The following is a 15,589-nucleotide window of genomic DNA, read 5'->3' as shown; positions in this document are numbered from 1 at the left end:
GGTGAAGATTAGCGGAGGATTTTTTTCTCGGCCAGATCCAGCGCGAAGTAGCTGAAGATCAGATCCGCGCCCGCGCGTTTGATCGCGCCCAGGCTTTCGAGGATCACTTTCTCTTCGTCGATGGCACCGGCCAGCGCAGCGAATTTGATCATCGCGTATTCACCGCTCACCTGGTATGCCCCCAGCGGCAGTTCGGTGCGCTCGCGGATGTCGCGCAGAATATCGAGATAGGCGCCAGCCGGTTTCACCATCAGGCAGTCTGCGCCCTGGGCTTCATCAAGCAGGGATTCACGAATCGCTTCCCGGCGGTTCAGCGGGTTCATCTGGTAGGTCTTACGATCGCCCTTCAGCGCCGTACCCGCCGCTTCACGGAACGGGCCGTAGAAGGAAGAGGCAAACTTGGTGGAGTAGGACATGATGGCGGTGTCGGTAAAGCCTGCCGCATCCAGCGCCTGACGGATAGCCTGAACCTGTCCATCCATCGCCGCAGAGGGCGCGATAAAGTCCGCACCCGCAGCGGCAGCCACGACCGCCTGCTTGCCGAGGTTCAGCAGGGTGGCATCGTTGTCCACGCCGTGATCGCACAGCACACCGCAGTGCCCATGGGAGGTGTATTCGCAGAAGCAGGTGTCGGACATGACCACCATTTCTGGAACGGTATCTTTGCAGATGCGGGACATGCGGGCCACGAGGCCATCCTCTTTCCATGCATCGCTGCCGGTGGCGTCGGTATGGTGGGAGATGCCGAAGGTCATCACCGAGCGGATCCCCGCGTTGGCAATGCGTTCAATCTCGCGGGCCAGGTATTTTTCAGGAATGCGCATCACGCCCGGCATGGCTTCGATGGCTTTGTAGTCATCAATCTCTTCTTCAACAAAAATCGGCAACACCAGATCGTTTAAGCTCAGTGTTGTCTCTTCAAACATAGCGCGCAGTGCGGGTGACTTACGCAGGCGGCGGGGACGTGCAATTAAATCGGTCATGGTATGCCTGATGTTTGTGGAACAAAGAAGGTTAGTGTACCTCAAAGTGAAGTGAGGTGTTTTACTAAAGTGGGCATTTTGATACCGATTAATGCGGCCTGTCTATGATTGCCACTGAATTATATATAATTAACTAATCCTGCGGAATGTCGGTTCGAATTATTGATGTTAATTCTATTACGAAGGGAATGTATAAATAAAAATGATCTGTTTATAAAACTTATATCACCTTTGCTTGTTTAGTTTATTTTGACTTTTTCTTTATAGTATTTATATTTAGCGCTCTTTTTCTCTCGTTTTACATCTGCTGATTGTCTGGATACGGACTTAAATGAATCATTCATTGAACCTTTTCTGAATGAAACTGCATAATTCACTCCGCAATTAAACATTGCTAATTGATTTACGGACAAACATGCTTACGTCCCTGAGGAGGGATGACCCAATGCAAACATGGAAAAAGAAACTGGTTGTATCTCAACTTGCATTAGCTTGTACGCTGGCTATCGCTTCTCAGGCTAATGCGAAAGATATTTCCGGTACGACATATAATACTTTTGGATATGATAATACCGCATCTACGCCGTGGTATTATGGCTACGCAGATTGGGATTACTCGGATGCCACCCATGATGGTGACATTTATCCGGTCATCAATAAATCAACCGTAAACGGTGTTATTTCGACTTACTATCTGGATGATGGGGTCAATGGCCGTGCGAACGCGTTGAGTATTTCTAACAGCACCATTAACGGCATGATCACGTCAGAGTGTATGACCACGACGTGTGCAGATGGCGTGGATACTGACGGCACCAGTCATACCCAGTACGATCGTTTTAGCCTGACCGTTGATAACTCCACCATCAACGATGCCTACGAGCATTACGCGTATGATGTCGTCAATGGCGAGAATACTGAAACGCATTATCTGGACACCTATGGTCTGGGTAACGCAATTACCCTGGACGTTGAATCTGATATCGTTATTCAGAACAACTCCCACGTCGCGGGTATCACGCTGACGCAGGGTTATCAGGAGCTGGATAACACACCATACGACGGCGTTGAAGGCGTTGCTAACAGCAGCAATGTCTTTACCGATACGCTGGTGGTGAAAGACTCCGTGCTGACCTCTGGTGCGTACAGCGATCTGGGCACCAACGGGTTCTACGGTCAAACGGCGAAGCCGAGCGACTACGGTGAAACCAACGCCTCGGCTGCGGATGATGCGGCGCTGATCGTTGCGGCCGGCGCGTCTGATAACGCCATGCAGACCACCGCTACCTTCGATCACTCTACCGTAACGGGTGACATTCTTTTCTCCAGCACCTTTGATAACAACTTCTACGAGAATGGCGATCCGGCAACGGATACCACTGAAGATGGTGTCTATAACCCAACCACCAACGGCTGGGACGGTACCGATACACTGGATGTTACGCTGACTAACGGCAGCAAGTGGGTCGGTGCAGCGCAGTCCAGCGTTGAAGCTATCGGCACTGCGCAGATGTATGGCCAGGGCTACAGCAACGTTGACTGGCACGCTCTGTCCCCGAACAGCATCTGGCCTGATTCTACCTTCGACAGCAACGGTCACGTTGCCGGTGAAGAGGTGTACCAAAGCGGCCTGTTCAATGTGGCGCTGGATAACGGTTCCGAGTGGGATACCCGCAAGGTCTCCAACATTGATGCGCTGACGGTGAACAACCAGTCTCAGGTCAATGTTGAAAACTCCGGCCTGCTGGCGGATTCAATCACCCTGACCAATGCTTCAACCATGAATATTGGCGACAGCGGAGCCGTGGCAACCGACAGCCTGTATCTGGACAGCTATAGCCGTGCGGCACTGACTGAAGAGACAGCAGAGCTGTATGCCAACACCATTACCGTAGACAACGGTGCCGAGCTGGCGCTGGGTCTGGGTCAGGTTGATACGCACAATATGGTACTGACCGATGGCGGCGTGCTCAACGTTGCCAGCCGTGATTATGTGCTGAACAGTGATCTGAACAACGCACGCTATATCACCAACGATCGCTACAACGCGGAGTATGACTACGGTGTTGTCGCGCTGAACTCCGACGGCCATCTGGCGGTGAACGGTGACGTTGCCGGTAACTACAAGGTGCGCATCGACGATGCAACCGGCGCTGGTTCAGTTGCCGACTACAAAAACAAAGAGATCATTCGCGTCTACGACAATAACGCAGATACCGCAGCCAGCTTTACTGCTGCAAACAAAGCTGATTTAGGTGCTTATACCTATCAGGCGCAGCAGGAGGGTGACACCGTTGTTCTCCAGCAGAAAGAGCTGACTGACTACGCCAACATGGCGCTGAGCATTCCTTCTGCCAACACCAATATCTGGAATCTCCAGCAGGATACCGTGGGTACGCGTCTGACCAACAGCCGTCATGGCCTGGCAGACAACGGCGGAGCGTGGGTGAGCTATTTCGGCGGCAATTTTGACGCGGATAACGGCACCGTCAGCTACGATCAGGACGTAAGCGGCATTATGGTCGGTCTGGACACGCAGATTGACGGTAATAATGCGAAGTGGATCGTCGGTGGTGCGGCTGGTTTTGCGAAAGGCGATATCAGCGATCGTACGGGTCAGGTCGATCAGGACAGTCAGACGGCGATGATCTACGCATCGGCGAAGTTCATGAACGATCTCTTCCTGGACAGTTCCCTGAGCTACACACGCTTCAACAACGAACTCTCAGCTACGATGAGCAACGGTCAGTATGTTGACGGTGATACAACCTCTGACGCTGTCGGCTTCGGGATGAAGCTGGGCTATGACTGGAAACCAAACCTCTCAGGCTATATCACCCCTTATGCGGCGATTTCCGGCCTGTTCCAGTCAGGCGACGACTACCAGCTGAGCAACGACATGCGTATCGATGGTCAGTCTTACGACAGCATGCGTTATGAACTTGGCCTGGATGCGGGTTATACCTTCAACTACGGCGGCGAACAGGCGCTGACCCCGTACTTCAAGCTGGCTTACGTCTATGACGATGCTGACAATAATGCTGATATCAACTCTGACAGCATTGATAACGGCGTCGAAGGCTCTGCGGTTCGCGTTGGGCTGGGCACCCAGTTCAGCTTCACCAAAAACTTCAGTGCTTACACCGATGCGACTTATCTGGGCGGCGGTGACGTTGACCAGAACTGGGGAGCAAACCTGGGTGTGAAATATACCTGGTAAATAGAAATTGCGGGGGATATTTTCCCCCGCTTTTTTATATGGTTTAAAAATAATAAAGAACCGACAGATACAGATGCTTTGAGGTATGCATGAACGTTAATGCGAAACCACTTTCTGAATTAAGCCGGCTCGCAAAATGTCTGGAAGTCGCCGGTACCCCCTTTAAGATCGAACCACAGCAATTAATAACAACCGGCAATAATGATGATGAGCCATTTACTTTTGTAATACAGTCTGGTCTTACCGCTATCCATCGTAAATCTGATGAACTTCTGATGGGCATTGCGCAGGCACCTTTTATCTATGGTTTGAATGCATGGATAAATGATAGTTATCTGGAATATTCCATGATGACACACACAACCTGTTCTGGATTTTATTTACCGGTCTCTGCCACGCGTCAACTTATTCAGCAAAATCATCTCTGGCAGGATGCTTTCTGCTGGGTGTCATGGATTAACCATATTCTGGGCAAGCGTGACCTGCAGCTGGTGGGAAATAACTCTTATAGTCAGATCCGGGCGATGTTGATCAATATGGCCGAGTGGGATGACTCGCTGCGCTCAAAAATTGGCGTTATGAATCATATTCAGCGTAGCACACGTATTTCACGTTCGGTCGTTGCAGAAGTCCTGGCTGCGCTGCGTCAGGGGAACTACATCAATATGAGCCGGGGCAAGCTGGTCAGCATCAACCGCTTGCCCACGGAATATTAAGATCAGTTAGACGCAGTAAGCACCTGGGCTTTATTGGCGCTCAGTTCGGCCACCAGGTTATTGATGCCGTCACTCATATTAACGAAGCGCGTGTTCGGAGAACGGGTGACTACCACAAACGCGCCCACGTTGGACTGCGGAATCATTGCCATGTAGGTAATGAATCCGCCGCCGCCGCCGGTTTTCTGAATGATGCCCGGACGACCATTTTTCGGTGCCATATAGACCCAGCCCAGGCCGAGCGCATCGGCTTTACCCGGCACGTCCATCCCGATGACGCGATGCAGCTGAGTACGCTGATAGATAAGAGTCTGCATACGATCGGCCTGGCTGCTGCGGGAGTAAAAATCCGAAGAAAGGAACTGCTGCATCCAGCGCATCATGTCGCCAGGGGTGGAATAGACCCCGCCGCTGCCCACGGCTGCCAGCGTGTTGTTACAGGGGCTTGCGCCTTTCTCTGCCACCATCAGGCGTTTGCACTGGTCCGGGGAAGGGGTAAAGGTGGTGTCTTTCATGCCCAGCGGACGCGTGATCTGCTCTTCAAACAGCTGCGGGTAAGGTTTGCCCGCCGCCGTTGAAAGCGCATCCGCCAGCAGATCGAACGCCAGGTTCGAGTAAGAGGCCTGCGAGCCCGGGGCGGATTTCAGCGTGGCGGTGCTCAGATAGTTCCAGCGCTGTTGGCGCGTTGGCCAGACAAAAACGTCGCGGTGCGCCGCGCCGCCCGGCTGCTCGCGCGGCAGAGCGCTGGTGTGCGTCGCGAGGTTCACCAGGCGAATTGGCGTGCCCTGATACGTCGGCACGCGGGCACCCGGCGGGGCGTATTTGCTGAGCGGATCGTCGAGCTTTACCACGCCCTGGTCGAGCAACTTCACCAGCATTTCGCTGGTCATCAGCTTGGTTAAGGACGCGACGCGCACAACGGAATCCAGCTGCGGACGAACGTTATTACCTGGACGCGTTTCACCAAAGCTGCGGAAAACGCGCTGGTTGCCGTCGATGACCGCCATTGCCATCCCGGTCGCGCCGCTGCCGTAATAGATAAGGTTCGCGTAGCGATCGGCAATATCGGAAGCCAAAACGGGCGCCGTCAGCGGCTGGGCTGCCTGGGCGGTGGAGAAGCTCACCGCACACAGCGCGGCAAAAGAGAGCAGACAACGTTTCAACGAAAAGCATCCATGAAGTGAATGAGGAAAGTAATGGGTATTTATACTACTAATCGGCACCGTGCAATGCCCCGAATAGCATAACCATAGCGAGAAAAACGTAACCATGGGTAAATATGAAGAATTTCCCTGCGAGCGCTCTCCCATTTTGTGACATCGGGCTTATGATAGGCACCAGTGTTACTCAATCTTGCGGAGAACGGTATGTCTGAAAAGCGTGTGGTAATGGTGGTTGATATGCAGAACGGGGTGTTTGAAACCCCGCGTCATCAGCGCGAGACGTGTGTCTCTCTGATCAACCAGCTTACGCAGGCTGCCGACACGGTGATTTTTATTCAGCATGCCGAGGCCGGGGGGCTGGAAGAGGGAAGTGACGGGTTTGCGTTGCTGCCTGAACTCCATCAACCTGCTGGCGCGCTGTACGTGACCAAAACCGCCTGCGATGCCTTCTATAACACCGGGCTTGAGGCGCTGTTACGCGAGCAGGGCATTCGCGAGTTTGTCATCTGCGGCTGCGCCACCGATTACTGCGTTGACGCCACGGTCAAGAATGGCGTCAGCCGGGGTTACCACATTACCGTGGCGGAAGATGCCCACACCACCGCCAACCGCCCGGCTGCCGAAGCACAGATCTTGATTCACCACCACAACGACGTCTGGCGAAACTTCATTGCGCCAGCGAACCCTGTCGCGGTGAAACGCACCGAAACAATTCTCGAAAACTGGAAAGCGAACTAATAATCAACCCACGGGTCTGACCTTTTTGCCCGAGCCGGGGTCCGGCTCGGGCAAGGTATTCGTGTGGTAATGTGTTGAGCACAGCAACAACCATAACAACAAGAAGGAAGTATCATGTTTAAGTCTTTTTTCCCAAAGCCGGGGCCTTTTTTCCTGTCGGCATTTATTTGGGCACTGATCGCAGTCGTGTTCTGGCTGGCGGGCGGCGGTGCATGGCTGACACGCATCGTGGGGGCGACAGGCGAGGTGCCGATTAGCGCGGCGCGATTCTGGTCGTTCAGCTATCTGCTGTTTTATGCCTATTACGCGCTTTGCGTCGGGCTGTTTGCGCTTTTCTGGTTTAATTATTCCCCTCATCGCTGGCAGACATGGTCCATTCTCGGAACGTCGCTGATTATTTTTGTCACCTGGTTTCTGGTCGAAGTGAGCGTAGCCATTAACGCGTGGTATGCCCCGTTCTACGATCTCATCCAGAAAGCGCTTAGCGCCCCTAACAGGGTGCCAATTGGCGAGCTTTATAATCAGTTAAAAATTTTTATGGGCATTGCGATGATCGCTGTCACCGTGGCGGTGCTGAATAATTTCTTCGTCAGCCATTACGTCTTCCGCTGGCGTACGGCGATGAACGAATTCTACATGACCCACTGGGAGCGTCTGCGCCATATTGAAGGTGCTGCTCAGCGTGTTCAGGAAGACACCATGCGTTTTGCGTCAACGCTTGAGGATATGGGCGTCAGCCTGCTTAATGCCATCCTGAAACTGTTTGCGTTCTTACCGATTCTGGTCGCGCTTTCTCCCCATATTTCAGCATTGCCGATTGTCGGACATTTACCGTACGGCCTGCTCATCCCGGCGCTGATTTGGTCGCTTATGGGCACAGGCCTGCTTGCCGTCGTCGGGATTAAGCTGCCGGGCTTAGAGTTTAAGAATCAGCGTGTGGAAGCGGCCTATCGTAAGGAGCTGGTCTACGGAGAGGACGACCCAACGCGCGCTGCGCCCCCGACGATAAAAGAGCTGTTCCGCAACGTCCGTTTCAACTATTTCCGGCTCTATTTCCACTACATGTATTTCAATATTGCCCGTATTTTCTATCTGCAGGTCGATACTGTTTTTGGACTATTCCTGTTGTTCCCGTCTATTGTTGCGGGAACAATCACGCTGGGCTTACTGACCCAGATTACCAACGTGTTCGATCAGGTCAGAAACTCGTTCCAGTATCTGATCAACTCCTGGACCACGCTGGTGGAGCTGATGTCCATCTACAAACGTCTGCGCAGCTTTGAACATGAGCTGGACGATCGGGACCTGCAGGAAGTCACCAACACATTTAGCTAATACAGGGAGTTGCTATGTCTTTTGCCGTACCGCGTGCGTTACCGCTGTCCTTGCTGGCTGCCCTCGTTCTGGCGGGCTGTGCCGAAAAAGGGGCTGCTCCGCTTAAAAAGGGCGAGAAGCCCGTGGATGTCGCAAGCGTTGTGCGGCAAAAAATGCCCGCCAGCGTGAAGGATCGCAATGCGTGGGCGGATGCGCTGGCAAAAACCTTTGAAAGCCAGAAGATTGCCCCAACCGAGGAGAATATCTGCTCGGTGCTGGCGGTGGCGCAGCAGGAGTCGATGTACCAGTCAGACCCGGTGGTGCCGGGTCTCAACAAAATTGCCTGGAAAGAGATCGACCGCCGCGCGGAATCGATGCATATCCCGGTATTCCTCGTGCATACCGCGCTGAAAATCACCTCGCCAAACGGCAAAAGCTACAGCGAGCGGCTGGACACGGTGAAAACCGAAAAACAGCTTAGCGCCATCTTTGATGATTTCATTAACATGGTGCCGATGGGGCAGAAACTGTTTGGCTCACTGAACCCGGTTCACACCGGCGGCCCGATGCAGGTGAGCATTGCGTTTGCCGAGAAGCATACCGACGGCTACCCGTGGGAAATTGACGGTACGGTGCGTCAGGAGGTCTTCTCCCTGCGCGGCGGGCTGTGGTTCGGCACGTATCATCTGCTGAACTATCCGGCGAACTACAGCGAGCCCTTGTACCGCTTTGCAGACTTTAACGCGGGCTGGTATGCCAGCCGTAACGCGGCGTTTCAGAGCGCGGTTAGCCGCGCAAGTGGCGTCAAGCTGGCGCTGGACGGCGATCTTATCGCCTACGGCAGCAGCGAGGCGGGAAGCACCGAGCGGGCGATCCGGAAATTATCGACAACGCTTGATATGAGCAACAGCGACATTCGCCGTCAGCTTGAGAAAGGCGACAGCCTGGCATTTGAGAAAACGGATCTCTACAAGAAAGTGTTTGCGCTTGCCGATAAGAAGAGTGGGAAAACGTTGCCGAGGGCAATTCTGCCGGGGATTCAGCTGGAAAGCCCGAAGATCACGCGTAACCTGACCACCGCATGGTTCGCAAAACGCGTGGACGATCGCCGGGCTCGCTGTATGGGGCTTTAATGGCGACGACGAAAGCGCAGGACGAGCGCGACAACGCCTAAAATCATACACCCCGCGAGGAAGGGAACGAGGCCAAACAGCGTGCTCACGCCAAACCCGATTTCAACCCGCGGGCGTCCGTTATCCTGCACCTGCATCAGGTGTTCATAAACGCCCGGCGCGTGCACCAGCATATTAAGCAGCTGGGAGCCAGCCCAGAAGCAGAACAGGACAAACAGGGCATACGCGATATTACCCGCCGTGGAGGTTTTTGGTTTGCCGCCAAAAATCGGTTTCGACAATGTAAAGTCAGCCATGTTGACCTCCCGAAATATCACTCTGTTTTAATACGCGTCTTACGGGGTGAGTTTGACAGGTCATCGCATTTGTCAATATCAGAATCGTGGTAATTTTCGCTCAGGATTTCTCCTGGATTTTTGATTTCTGCAGCATGTCACAATTTGTTAACTTAAATGAAACTGCACCGCATTTCAGAATTTCCGCATCTGCCACAGACCTGGCGGTGAAACTGTGAGAGGATGTCTTTTTTTCCTGCCGGAGTTGTTATGAAGCTCACGTCCAAACTTCGCCGTGACTGGCACTACTACGCCTTTGCTATCGGGCTGATCTTTATTCTTAACGGCGTCGTGGGGCTGTTGGGATTTGAAGCGAAAGGCTGGCAAACCTATGCCGTGGGCCTGGTGACCTGGGTAATCAGTTTCTGGCTGGCAGGGCTGATAATCCGCCGCCGTCCGGAAGAGACGACAGCGGAGGAGACGGCTAAGGGTGCCGATTAGCCGTTAACGGAACTTTTCAGGGCGCTGTCGGCGGCATGACGCTCCAGCGCCAGCTCGATCAGGCGGGTGATCAGCTCAGAGTAGCCAAGCCCGCTGGCCTGCCACAGTTTTGGATACATGCTGATATTGGTGAAACCCGGCAGCGTGTTGATTTCATTGATCACCACCTCGTTCTCCGGCGTCAGGAACACGTCCACGCGCGCCATGCCGCTGCAGCCGAGCGTCTGATAGGCCTGAATGGCGATCGCCCGGATCTTATCGTTGATGGCCGGATCGATTTCCGCAGGAACAACAACCTGGGCGCCTTTATCATCAATGTATTTGGTGTCGTACGAGTAGAAGTCGCTGTTTAAGACCACTTCACCGCAGGTGCTGGCCTGTGGGAAATCGTTGCCCAGCACCGCGCACTCAATTTCGCGGCCTTTGATCCCCTGCTCAACCACCACTTTATGGTCGAACTCAAACGCCAGACGGACGGCTTGCGTGAACTCTGTTTCGGTGGTGACTTTGCTTACGCCCACGGAGGAGCCCTGGTTGGCTGGCTTCACAAACAGCGGCAGACCCAGTTCAGCGCTAATTTGCGCGAAGCTGTGCTTGTCGCGGTTGGCGCGGGTGAGCGTCACGAACGGCGCGATATTCAGCCCGGCATCGCGCAGCAGGCGTTTGGTGACGTCTTTGTCCATGCAGGCGGCGGAGCCCAGCACGTCCGAGCCCACGAACGGCAGGTTGGCCATGCGTAACATTCCCTGCAGGGAACCGTCTTCGCCGAGGGTGCCGTGCACGATGGGGAAGACTACGTCGATCTGGGCGAGAGCCTGCGCGTTGCCGGCGTCGATGAGCTGACCCTTCACGACGCCGGGTACGGTGGCGACGCTAATTTCCGAAGGATTAAGGGCGATGTGTGCCGGATCGTGGGCATTCAGCAGATACTGGCTGGCATCGTTAACATGCCACTGGCCCTGTTTATCAATGCCCAACAGCACCACGTCGAAACGGCTTTTATCGATCGCATCGACGATATTTTTAGCCGATTGCAATGACACCTCGTGCTCCGCTGATTTTCCCCCAAAGACAATACCTACGCGCTGCTTTGCCATCTCACTCTCTTCCAGTCTGACGAAAAGCCAATAACATACCACGATGCCCTGCGGGTTTCGCGGCCTTCTGCCATAATGTTTTGGGGAACAGTGAGGGGGGAGAGTGAAAGGAAAAACGCTGCTGACCATTTTCATCCTTGGGGCAATCGCAATGGCGGGCTATCGCTGGCTGCCGTCTTACTACAACCCTTTCACGCCGCTGAACCTGGACGACCCACCTGGCCGCATTACCCAGTATAAGCTGCGGCACTTAACGCCCGAAGCTTGCGCGAGCCTGTTAGCGCAGGCTAATCAAAAAAAACTGATCCGCACGCAGGCGGTCGCTGACAGCGGCGGGGAATGCCCGCTGAACAACGTCGTGCGCGTGCGTGACTTTGGCCCGGTGAGCCTGAACGGCAGTTTTCTTGCCAGCTGTCCGCTGGCGCTCAGCTCAGCCCTGTTTGTCAGCCAGCAGGCCCGGCCCCTGACTAAACGCTTTACCGGCAGTGAACTGACGCGCATTGAGCACCTCGGCAGCTTTGCCTGCCGCAATATCTACCACCGGCCCGATGCGCGGCGCAGCGAGCATGCCACGGCAGAGGCGCTGGATATCGCCGCTTTTCGGCTGGCGAACGGAGAGCGCGTTACGGTACTTAACGGCTGGAAATCGGCAAGAACGCAGCCCTGGCTGAAGGCTCTGCTGGCGGCAAGCTGCGGTTACTACGGAAACGGTCTTGGGCCGGAATATAACGCGGCGCACGCCAGCCATTTTCATCTGGGAATGCGCGGCTTTGGTCTCTGCCGCTGAAGCATAATCTTCCGCCAGAAAATGGATGAATTGTGACTTATTTCACAAATATGATGACTGGGAAGATAAAACACCAAAGTCAGCGAGGCCGCATCTCTGGTGCGACGTTAAGACGCGTAACTTGCTAATCTGACGGCGAATTCGCCTAAAAATGAAGACTATTTCTGTATGGAATCCTGGAAAGTTAATCTCATCTCGGTCTGGTTCGGCTGCTTCTTCACCGGGCTTGCCATCAGCCAGATCCTGCCGTTCCTGCCGCTGTACGTGTCACAGCTGGGGGTCAGCTCCCACGAAGCGCTGTCCATGTGGTCCGGGCTGACGTTCAGCGTCACGTTTCTGGTCTCCGCCATTGTGTCACCGATGTGGGGCAGCCTGGCGGATCGGAAAGGGCGCAAGCTGATGCTGCTGCGCGCCTCCCTCGGGATGGCGATTGCTATTCTGCTCCAGGCCTTCGCCACCAACGTCTGGCAGCTGTTTTTCCTGCGGGCGGTGATGGGGCTGACGTCCGGGTATATTCCCAACGCCATGGCGCTGGTTGCCTCTCAAGTGCCGCGCGAGCGCAGCGGCTGGGCGCTGAGTACGCTCTCCACCGCCCAGATCAGCGGCGTTATCGGCGGCCCGCTGCTGGGAGGCTTTCTGGCTGACCATGTCGGTCTGCGCGCGGTATTCATCATCACCGCAATCCTGCTGGTGATCAGCTTTCTGGTTACGCTCTTTCTTATCAAAGAGGGGGGCCGCCCCGTTATCAGTAAATCTGAGCGCCTGAGCGGTAAGGCCGTCTTCGCCTCGCTGCCATACCCGGGACTCGTAATTAGCCTGTTTGTCACCACCATGGTGATCCAGCTCTGCAACGGTTCGGTCGGCCCGATTCTGGCGCTGTTTATCAAGTCGATGGAGCCGGACAGCAACAATATCGCCTTTCTCAGCGGCATGATTGCCGCCGTGCCGGGCGTCTCCGCGCTGATCTCTGCCCCGCGTCTGGGAAAACTGGGCGACAGGATCGGCACGGCGCGCATCCTGATGGCGACGCTGATTTTTGCGGTGGTGCTCTTTTTCGCCATGTCGTTTGTTACCTCTCCGCTTCAGCTGGGCGTGCTGCGGTTTTTACTCGGCTTTGCGGATGGCGCTATGTTGCCCGCCGTACAGACATTGCTGGTCAAATATTCCAGCGATCAGGTCACGGGACGTATTTTTGGCTATAACCAGTCGTTTATGTATTTAGGCAACGTCGCCGGTCCGCTTATTGGTGCGTCCGTTTCTGCAATGGCGGGTTTTCGCTGGGTATTTGCCGCGACGGCGATTGTCGTTTTAATCAATATTATCCAGCTGGCTATTGCCCTGCGTCGCCGCAGACAAATAGCGGAAGCGAAATCAGCGAAATAACCTTTTTGCAGATGTATTATATATTCTTATGGTAGCCGCATTTTTATATAACAAAATGCGGCGTTTTTTTATAGAAAAACGTTTCGCTGAAAAGATCGCTGCGCTAATTTGGCGGCAATGTCACTTTTGCATAAGATAATACTTTTCTCCGCTTTGCATATTTCATTCCTGGTGTTAATTTCAGAGGAAATCCCATAAGGAAATAGCACGATGAAAAATCTCATTGCTGAGTTGCTGGTTAAGCTTGCACAAAAGGAAGAGGAGTCGAAAGAGCTGGTCGCCCAGGTCGAAGCGCTGGAAATAGTTGTCACCGCGCTGCTGCGGCAGATGGCAACATCGGATCAGCAGGCGTTAATTGAAAGCATTGAAGGAGCGCTGGATAAGGCGCGGCCCGATACGCAGGTTCCGCCAGAGGATGCCGAGTTGCTGCAGCAATACGTAAAGAAGCTGTTGAGGCATCCGCGCAGTTAAGCCGTTACTGACATGTCATAGGATTGTCATGCAGGATGCCTGGAGTCGCTCTGTTTTATTTTTGTATTTGTACATGAAGAAAATAAATTGAAACAGAGCGCGCTTTTTAGCGCGTTACATTCCCTGTTAATTACCCCGGCCATTTAGGCCAATACCGTCAATTCCTGCGTGCTGGAACTGAAATGATAAATTCCCGGCCGAAATCACATCTGCCGGGTGGTTTTTTTCCTGTCACGAACCAGACTTACAGGGAATGTTCACAAAAGGATGGTGCAATGAAAACAACATTACTGGTTACTCTGCTCTCCGGCCTGTTCCTGATCTCCTCGGCGAACGCGGAAGAAAAAACATTAACGCCGCAACAGCAACGCATGACCACCTGTAATCAACAGGCGACGTCCCAGAGTCTGAAGGGGGATGCACGTAAAACCTACATGAGCGACTGCCTGAAAAACGGCGCCGCGAAACCCGGCGAAAAAAGCCTGACGCCGCAGCAGCAAAAAATGCGCGAGTGTAATGCGAAAGCAACCGAACAGTCCCTCAAGGGCGACGATCGCAGCAAGTTCATGAGTGCCTGCCTGAAGAAAAAAGTGTAGTTCTAACGGGTGAGCGGCTCCGGCGGCTCACCCGAAATTTCATACTTTCCCCGCAGTCCCCCTCTCTATAATTTGGGAAAATGTTTCAGAATATTCCCAAAAATGATGAATGATGACATTTATTACTACAAAAAGCGCATTCGGGAAGAGTGGAGTTTAACCCTTTCTCAGGATGACCCTCACCGTACCGGCACCCAGTTTGCCAGGCGAGCCCGGCTGGCGCGCGTTGTCGGGCTGGCGGCGATGTTTGTCCCGGTGGCGGAAATTCTGGTCAGCCATTTTTTACCCGGCGGCTGGTGGTTGTTGCTGGTGGGGTGGGCATTCATCTGGCCGCACTTTGCCTGGCAGTTATCCTGCCGCGCCGCTTCACCTCATCAGCAGGAAATTTTTAACCTCAAGATGGATGCCGTTATCGCCGGGGTCTGGATCGGCGTGATGGGGATGTATGTATTACCCACTGCGGCGCTGGTGATGATGGTGGGGATGAACATGATGGGCTCTGGCGGCTGCCGCCTTTTTATCGCGGGGATCGTGCTCACCCTGCTTACTGCGCTGCTTACGTTACCGCTTGCTGGCAGAGCGCAGCCCTTTAATCCGGGGGCGCTGGAGTGGGGCTTAACGCTTCCTGTCCTTATGCTTTATCCCATGCTGTTTGCCTGGCTTAGCCATCGAACGGCCGTCAGGCTGGCGGAACATAAGCGGCGGCTGGAAATGATGAGCACCCGTGACGGTATGACCGGGGTCTTTAACCGCCGACATTGGGAAATGCTGCTGCGCAATGAATTTGAGCACTGTCGCCGGAGCCACTGCACCGCCACGATATTGCTGATTGATATCGACCACTTTAAAAACATCAACGATACCTGGGGGCACGACGCAGGCGACAAGGCCATCGTGGCCATTACCCGCCAGCTTCAGATGTCGGTACGGTCAGGCGATGCGATAGGCCGGTTTGGCGGGGATGAGTTCGCGGTGATTATGTCCCAGACGGCCGCTGAAAGCGCCATCGCCGTCATGTCGCGGGTTCACGCGCGGCTGGAAACGCTGTCGTTACCCTGCGCACCGAAGGAGCCTCTGCGCATCAGCGTGGGCGTGGCCCCCTGGGGGCCGCAGTTTGTACACTATCGGGAATGGTTGAAGGCGGCAGATGTGGCGCTGTATAAGGCGAAAAATGCCGGGCGCGGCCGCACCGAAGTGGCCGCCTGACGCCCG

Annotated in this window: 15 protein-coding genes; 11 read left to right on the top strand and 4 right to left on the bottom strand. The window is 54.2% G+C overall.

Going from position 1 to position 15,589, the window contains the following annotated elements; genetic code table 11:
• Positions 1-8: 8 nt before the first annotated feature.
• On the bottom strand, positions 9-983 hold the full coding sequence (gene hemB, locus IM265_RS05275; RefSeq protein ID WP_045259875.1) for a porphobilinogen synthase: 975 nt from the start codon (positions 981-983) through the stop codon (positions 9-11).
• A 445-nt stretch (positions 984-1,428) separates the two neighbouring features.
• On the opposite strand from hemB, the gene IM265_RS05270 reads away from it, so the two are divergent.
• Both IM265_RS05270 and IM265_RS05265 read left to right on the top strand, forming a co-directional pair.
• Positions 1,429-4,203, top strand: a complete 2,775-nt coding sequence (locus IM265_RS05270; RefSeq protein ID WP_193031435.1) for an autotransporter outer membrane beta-barrel domain-containing protein — start codon at positions 1,429-1,431, stop codon at positions 4,201-4,203.
• Positions 4,204-4,292: 89 nt separating this feature from the next.
• Positions 4,293-4,919: a helix-turn-helix domain-containing protein gene (locus IM265_RS05265; RefSeq protein WP_028012114.1), complete on the top strand. Its 627-nt coding sequence runs from the start codon at positions 4,293-4,295 to the stop codon at positions 4,917-4,919.
• Positions 4,920-4,921: 2 nt separating this feature from the next.
• On the opposite strand, the gene ampH is transcribed toward IM265_RS05265, so the two are convergent.
• Positions 4,922-6,082, bottom strand: a complete 1,161-nt coding sequence (gene ampH, locus IM265_RS05260; protein ID WP_193031433.1) for a D-alanyl-D-alanine-carboxypeptidase/endopeptidase AmpH — start codon at positions 6,080-6,082, stop codon at positions 4,922-4,924.
• 204 nt (positions 6,083-6,286) lie between these two features.
• Between ampH and IM265_RS05255 the strand changes: the two genes are divergently transcribed.
• The 3 genes from IM265_RS05255 (at position 6,287) to IM265_RS05245 (ending at position 9,267) form a co-directional block, all read left to right on the top strand.
• Positions 6,287-6,820, top strand: a complete 534-nt coding sequence (locus tag IM265_RS05255; protein ID WP_041911110.1) for an isochorismatase family protein — start codon at positions 6,287-6,289, stop codon at positions 6,818-6,820.
• A 114-nt stretch (positions 6,821-6,934) separates the two neighbouring features.
• Positions 6,935-8,155 carry a peptide antibiotic transporter SbmA gene (gene sbmA, locus IM265_RS05250; protein ID WP_028012117.1) on the top strand — a complete coding sequence of 407 codons (1,221 nt, stop codon included), beginning with the start codon at positions 6,935-6,937 and terminating at the stop codon, positions 8,153-8,155.
• 14 nt (positions 8,156-8,169) lie between these two features.
• Positions 8,170-9,267, top strand: coding sequence for a DUF1615 domain-containing protein (locus IM265_RS05245; RefSeq protein ID WP_045259878.1), 1,098 nt, complete (start codon positions 8,170-8,172; stop codon positions 9,265-9,267).
• Here the strand turns inward: IM265_RS05245 and IM265_RS05240 are convergent.
• Positions 9,264-9,563: a DUF2755 family protein gene (locus IM265_RS05240; protein WP_014882725.1), complete on the bottom strand. Its 300-nt coding sequence runs from the start codon at positions 9,561-9,563 to the stop codon at positions 9,264-9,266. The genes IM265_RS05245 and IM265_RS05240 overlap by 4 nt on opposite strands.
• A 249-nt stretch (positions 9,564-9,812) precedes the next feature.
• Between IM265_RS05240 and IM265_RS05235 the strand changes: the two genes are divergently transcribed.
• The gene (locus IM265_RS05235) at positions 9,813-10,043 is read left to right on the top strand and encodes a DUF2754 domain-containing protein (protein ID WP_028012119.1); all 231 of its coding nucleotides are present in this window, start codon (positions 9,813-9,815) and stop codon (positions 10,041-10,043) included.
• Here the strand turns inward: IM265_RS05235 and ddlA are convergent.
• The gene (gene ddlA, locus IM265_RS05230; protein ID WP_126345134.1) at positions 10,040-11,140 is read right to left on the bottom strand and encodes a D-alanine--D-alanine ligase; all 1,101 of its coding nucleotides are present in this window, start codon (positions 11,138-11,140) and stop codon (positions 10,040-10,042) included. The two genes, IM265_RS05235 and ddlA, sit on opposite strands and share 4 nt — an antisense overlap.
• A gap of 103 nt (positions 11,141-11,243) precedes the next feature.
• Here ddlA and IM265_RS05225 point away from each other — a divergent pair, with 103 nt between their 5' ends.
• The 5 genes from IM265_RS05225 (at position 11,244) to adrA (ending at position 15,583) form a co-directional block, all read left to right on the top strand.
• Positions 11,244-11,927, top strand: a complete 684-nt coding sequence (locus IM265_RS05225; protein WP_193031431.1) for an extensin family protein — start codon at positions 11,244-11,246, stop codon at positions 11,925-11,927.
• Positions 11,928-12,095: 168 nt separating this feature from the next.
• Positions 12,096-13,310: a multidrug efflux MFS transporter gene (locus IM265_RS05220; protein ID WP_041911106.1), complete on the top strand. Its 1,215-nt coding sequence runs from the start codon at positions 12,096-12,098 to the stop codon at positions 13,308-13,310.
• Between the two features lie 210 nt (positions 13,311-13,520).
• Positions 13,521-13,781: an anti-adapter protein IraP gene (gene iraP, locus IM265_RS05215; protein WP_028012123.1), complete on the top strand. Its 261-nt coding sequence runs from the start codon at positions 13,521-13,523 to the stop codon at positions 13,779-13,781.
• Positions 13,782-14,056: 275 nt separating this feature from the next.
• A complete protein-coding gene (gene psiF, locus IM265_RS05210; RefSeq protein ID WP_041911105.1) occupies positions 14,057-14,377 on the top strand; it encodes a phosphate starvation-inducible protein PsiF in 321 nt (106 codons plus the stop codon).
• Between the two features lie 102 nt (positions 14,378-14,479).
• Positions 14,480-15,583 (top strand): diguanylate cyclase AdrA, encoded by a 1,104-nt coding sequence (adrA, locus tag IM265_RS05205; protein ID WP_126345131.1) that lies wholly within the window; start codon positions 14,480-14,482, stop codon positions 15,581-15,583.
• The last annotated feature ends 6 nt before the right edge of the window (positions 15,584-15,589 follow it).

The sequence above is a fragment of the Enterobacter cloacae complex sp. P17RS genome, assembly GCF_014895885.1.
Taxonomy (GTDB): Bacteria; Pseudomonadota; Gammaproteobacteria; order Enterobacterales; family Enterobacteriaceae; genus Enterobacter; species Enterobacter bugandensis.
This window is presented reverse-complemented; position numbering and strand designations above follow the sequence as displayed.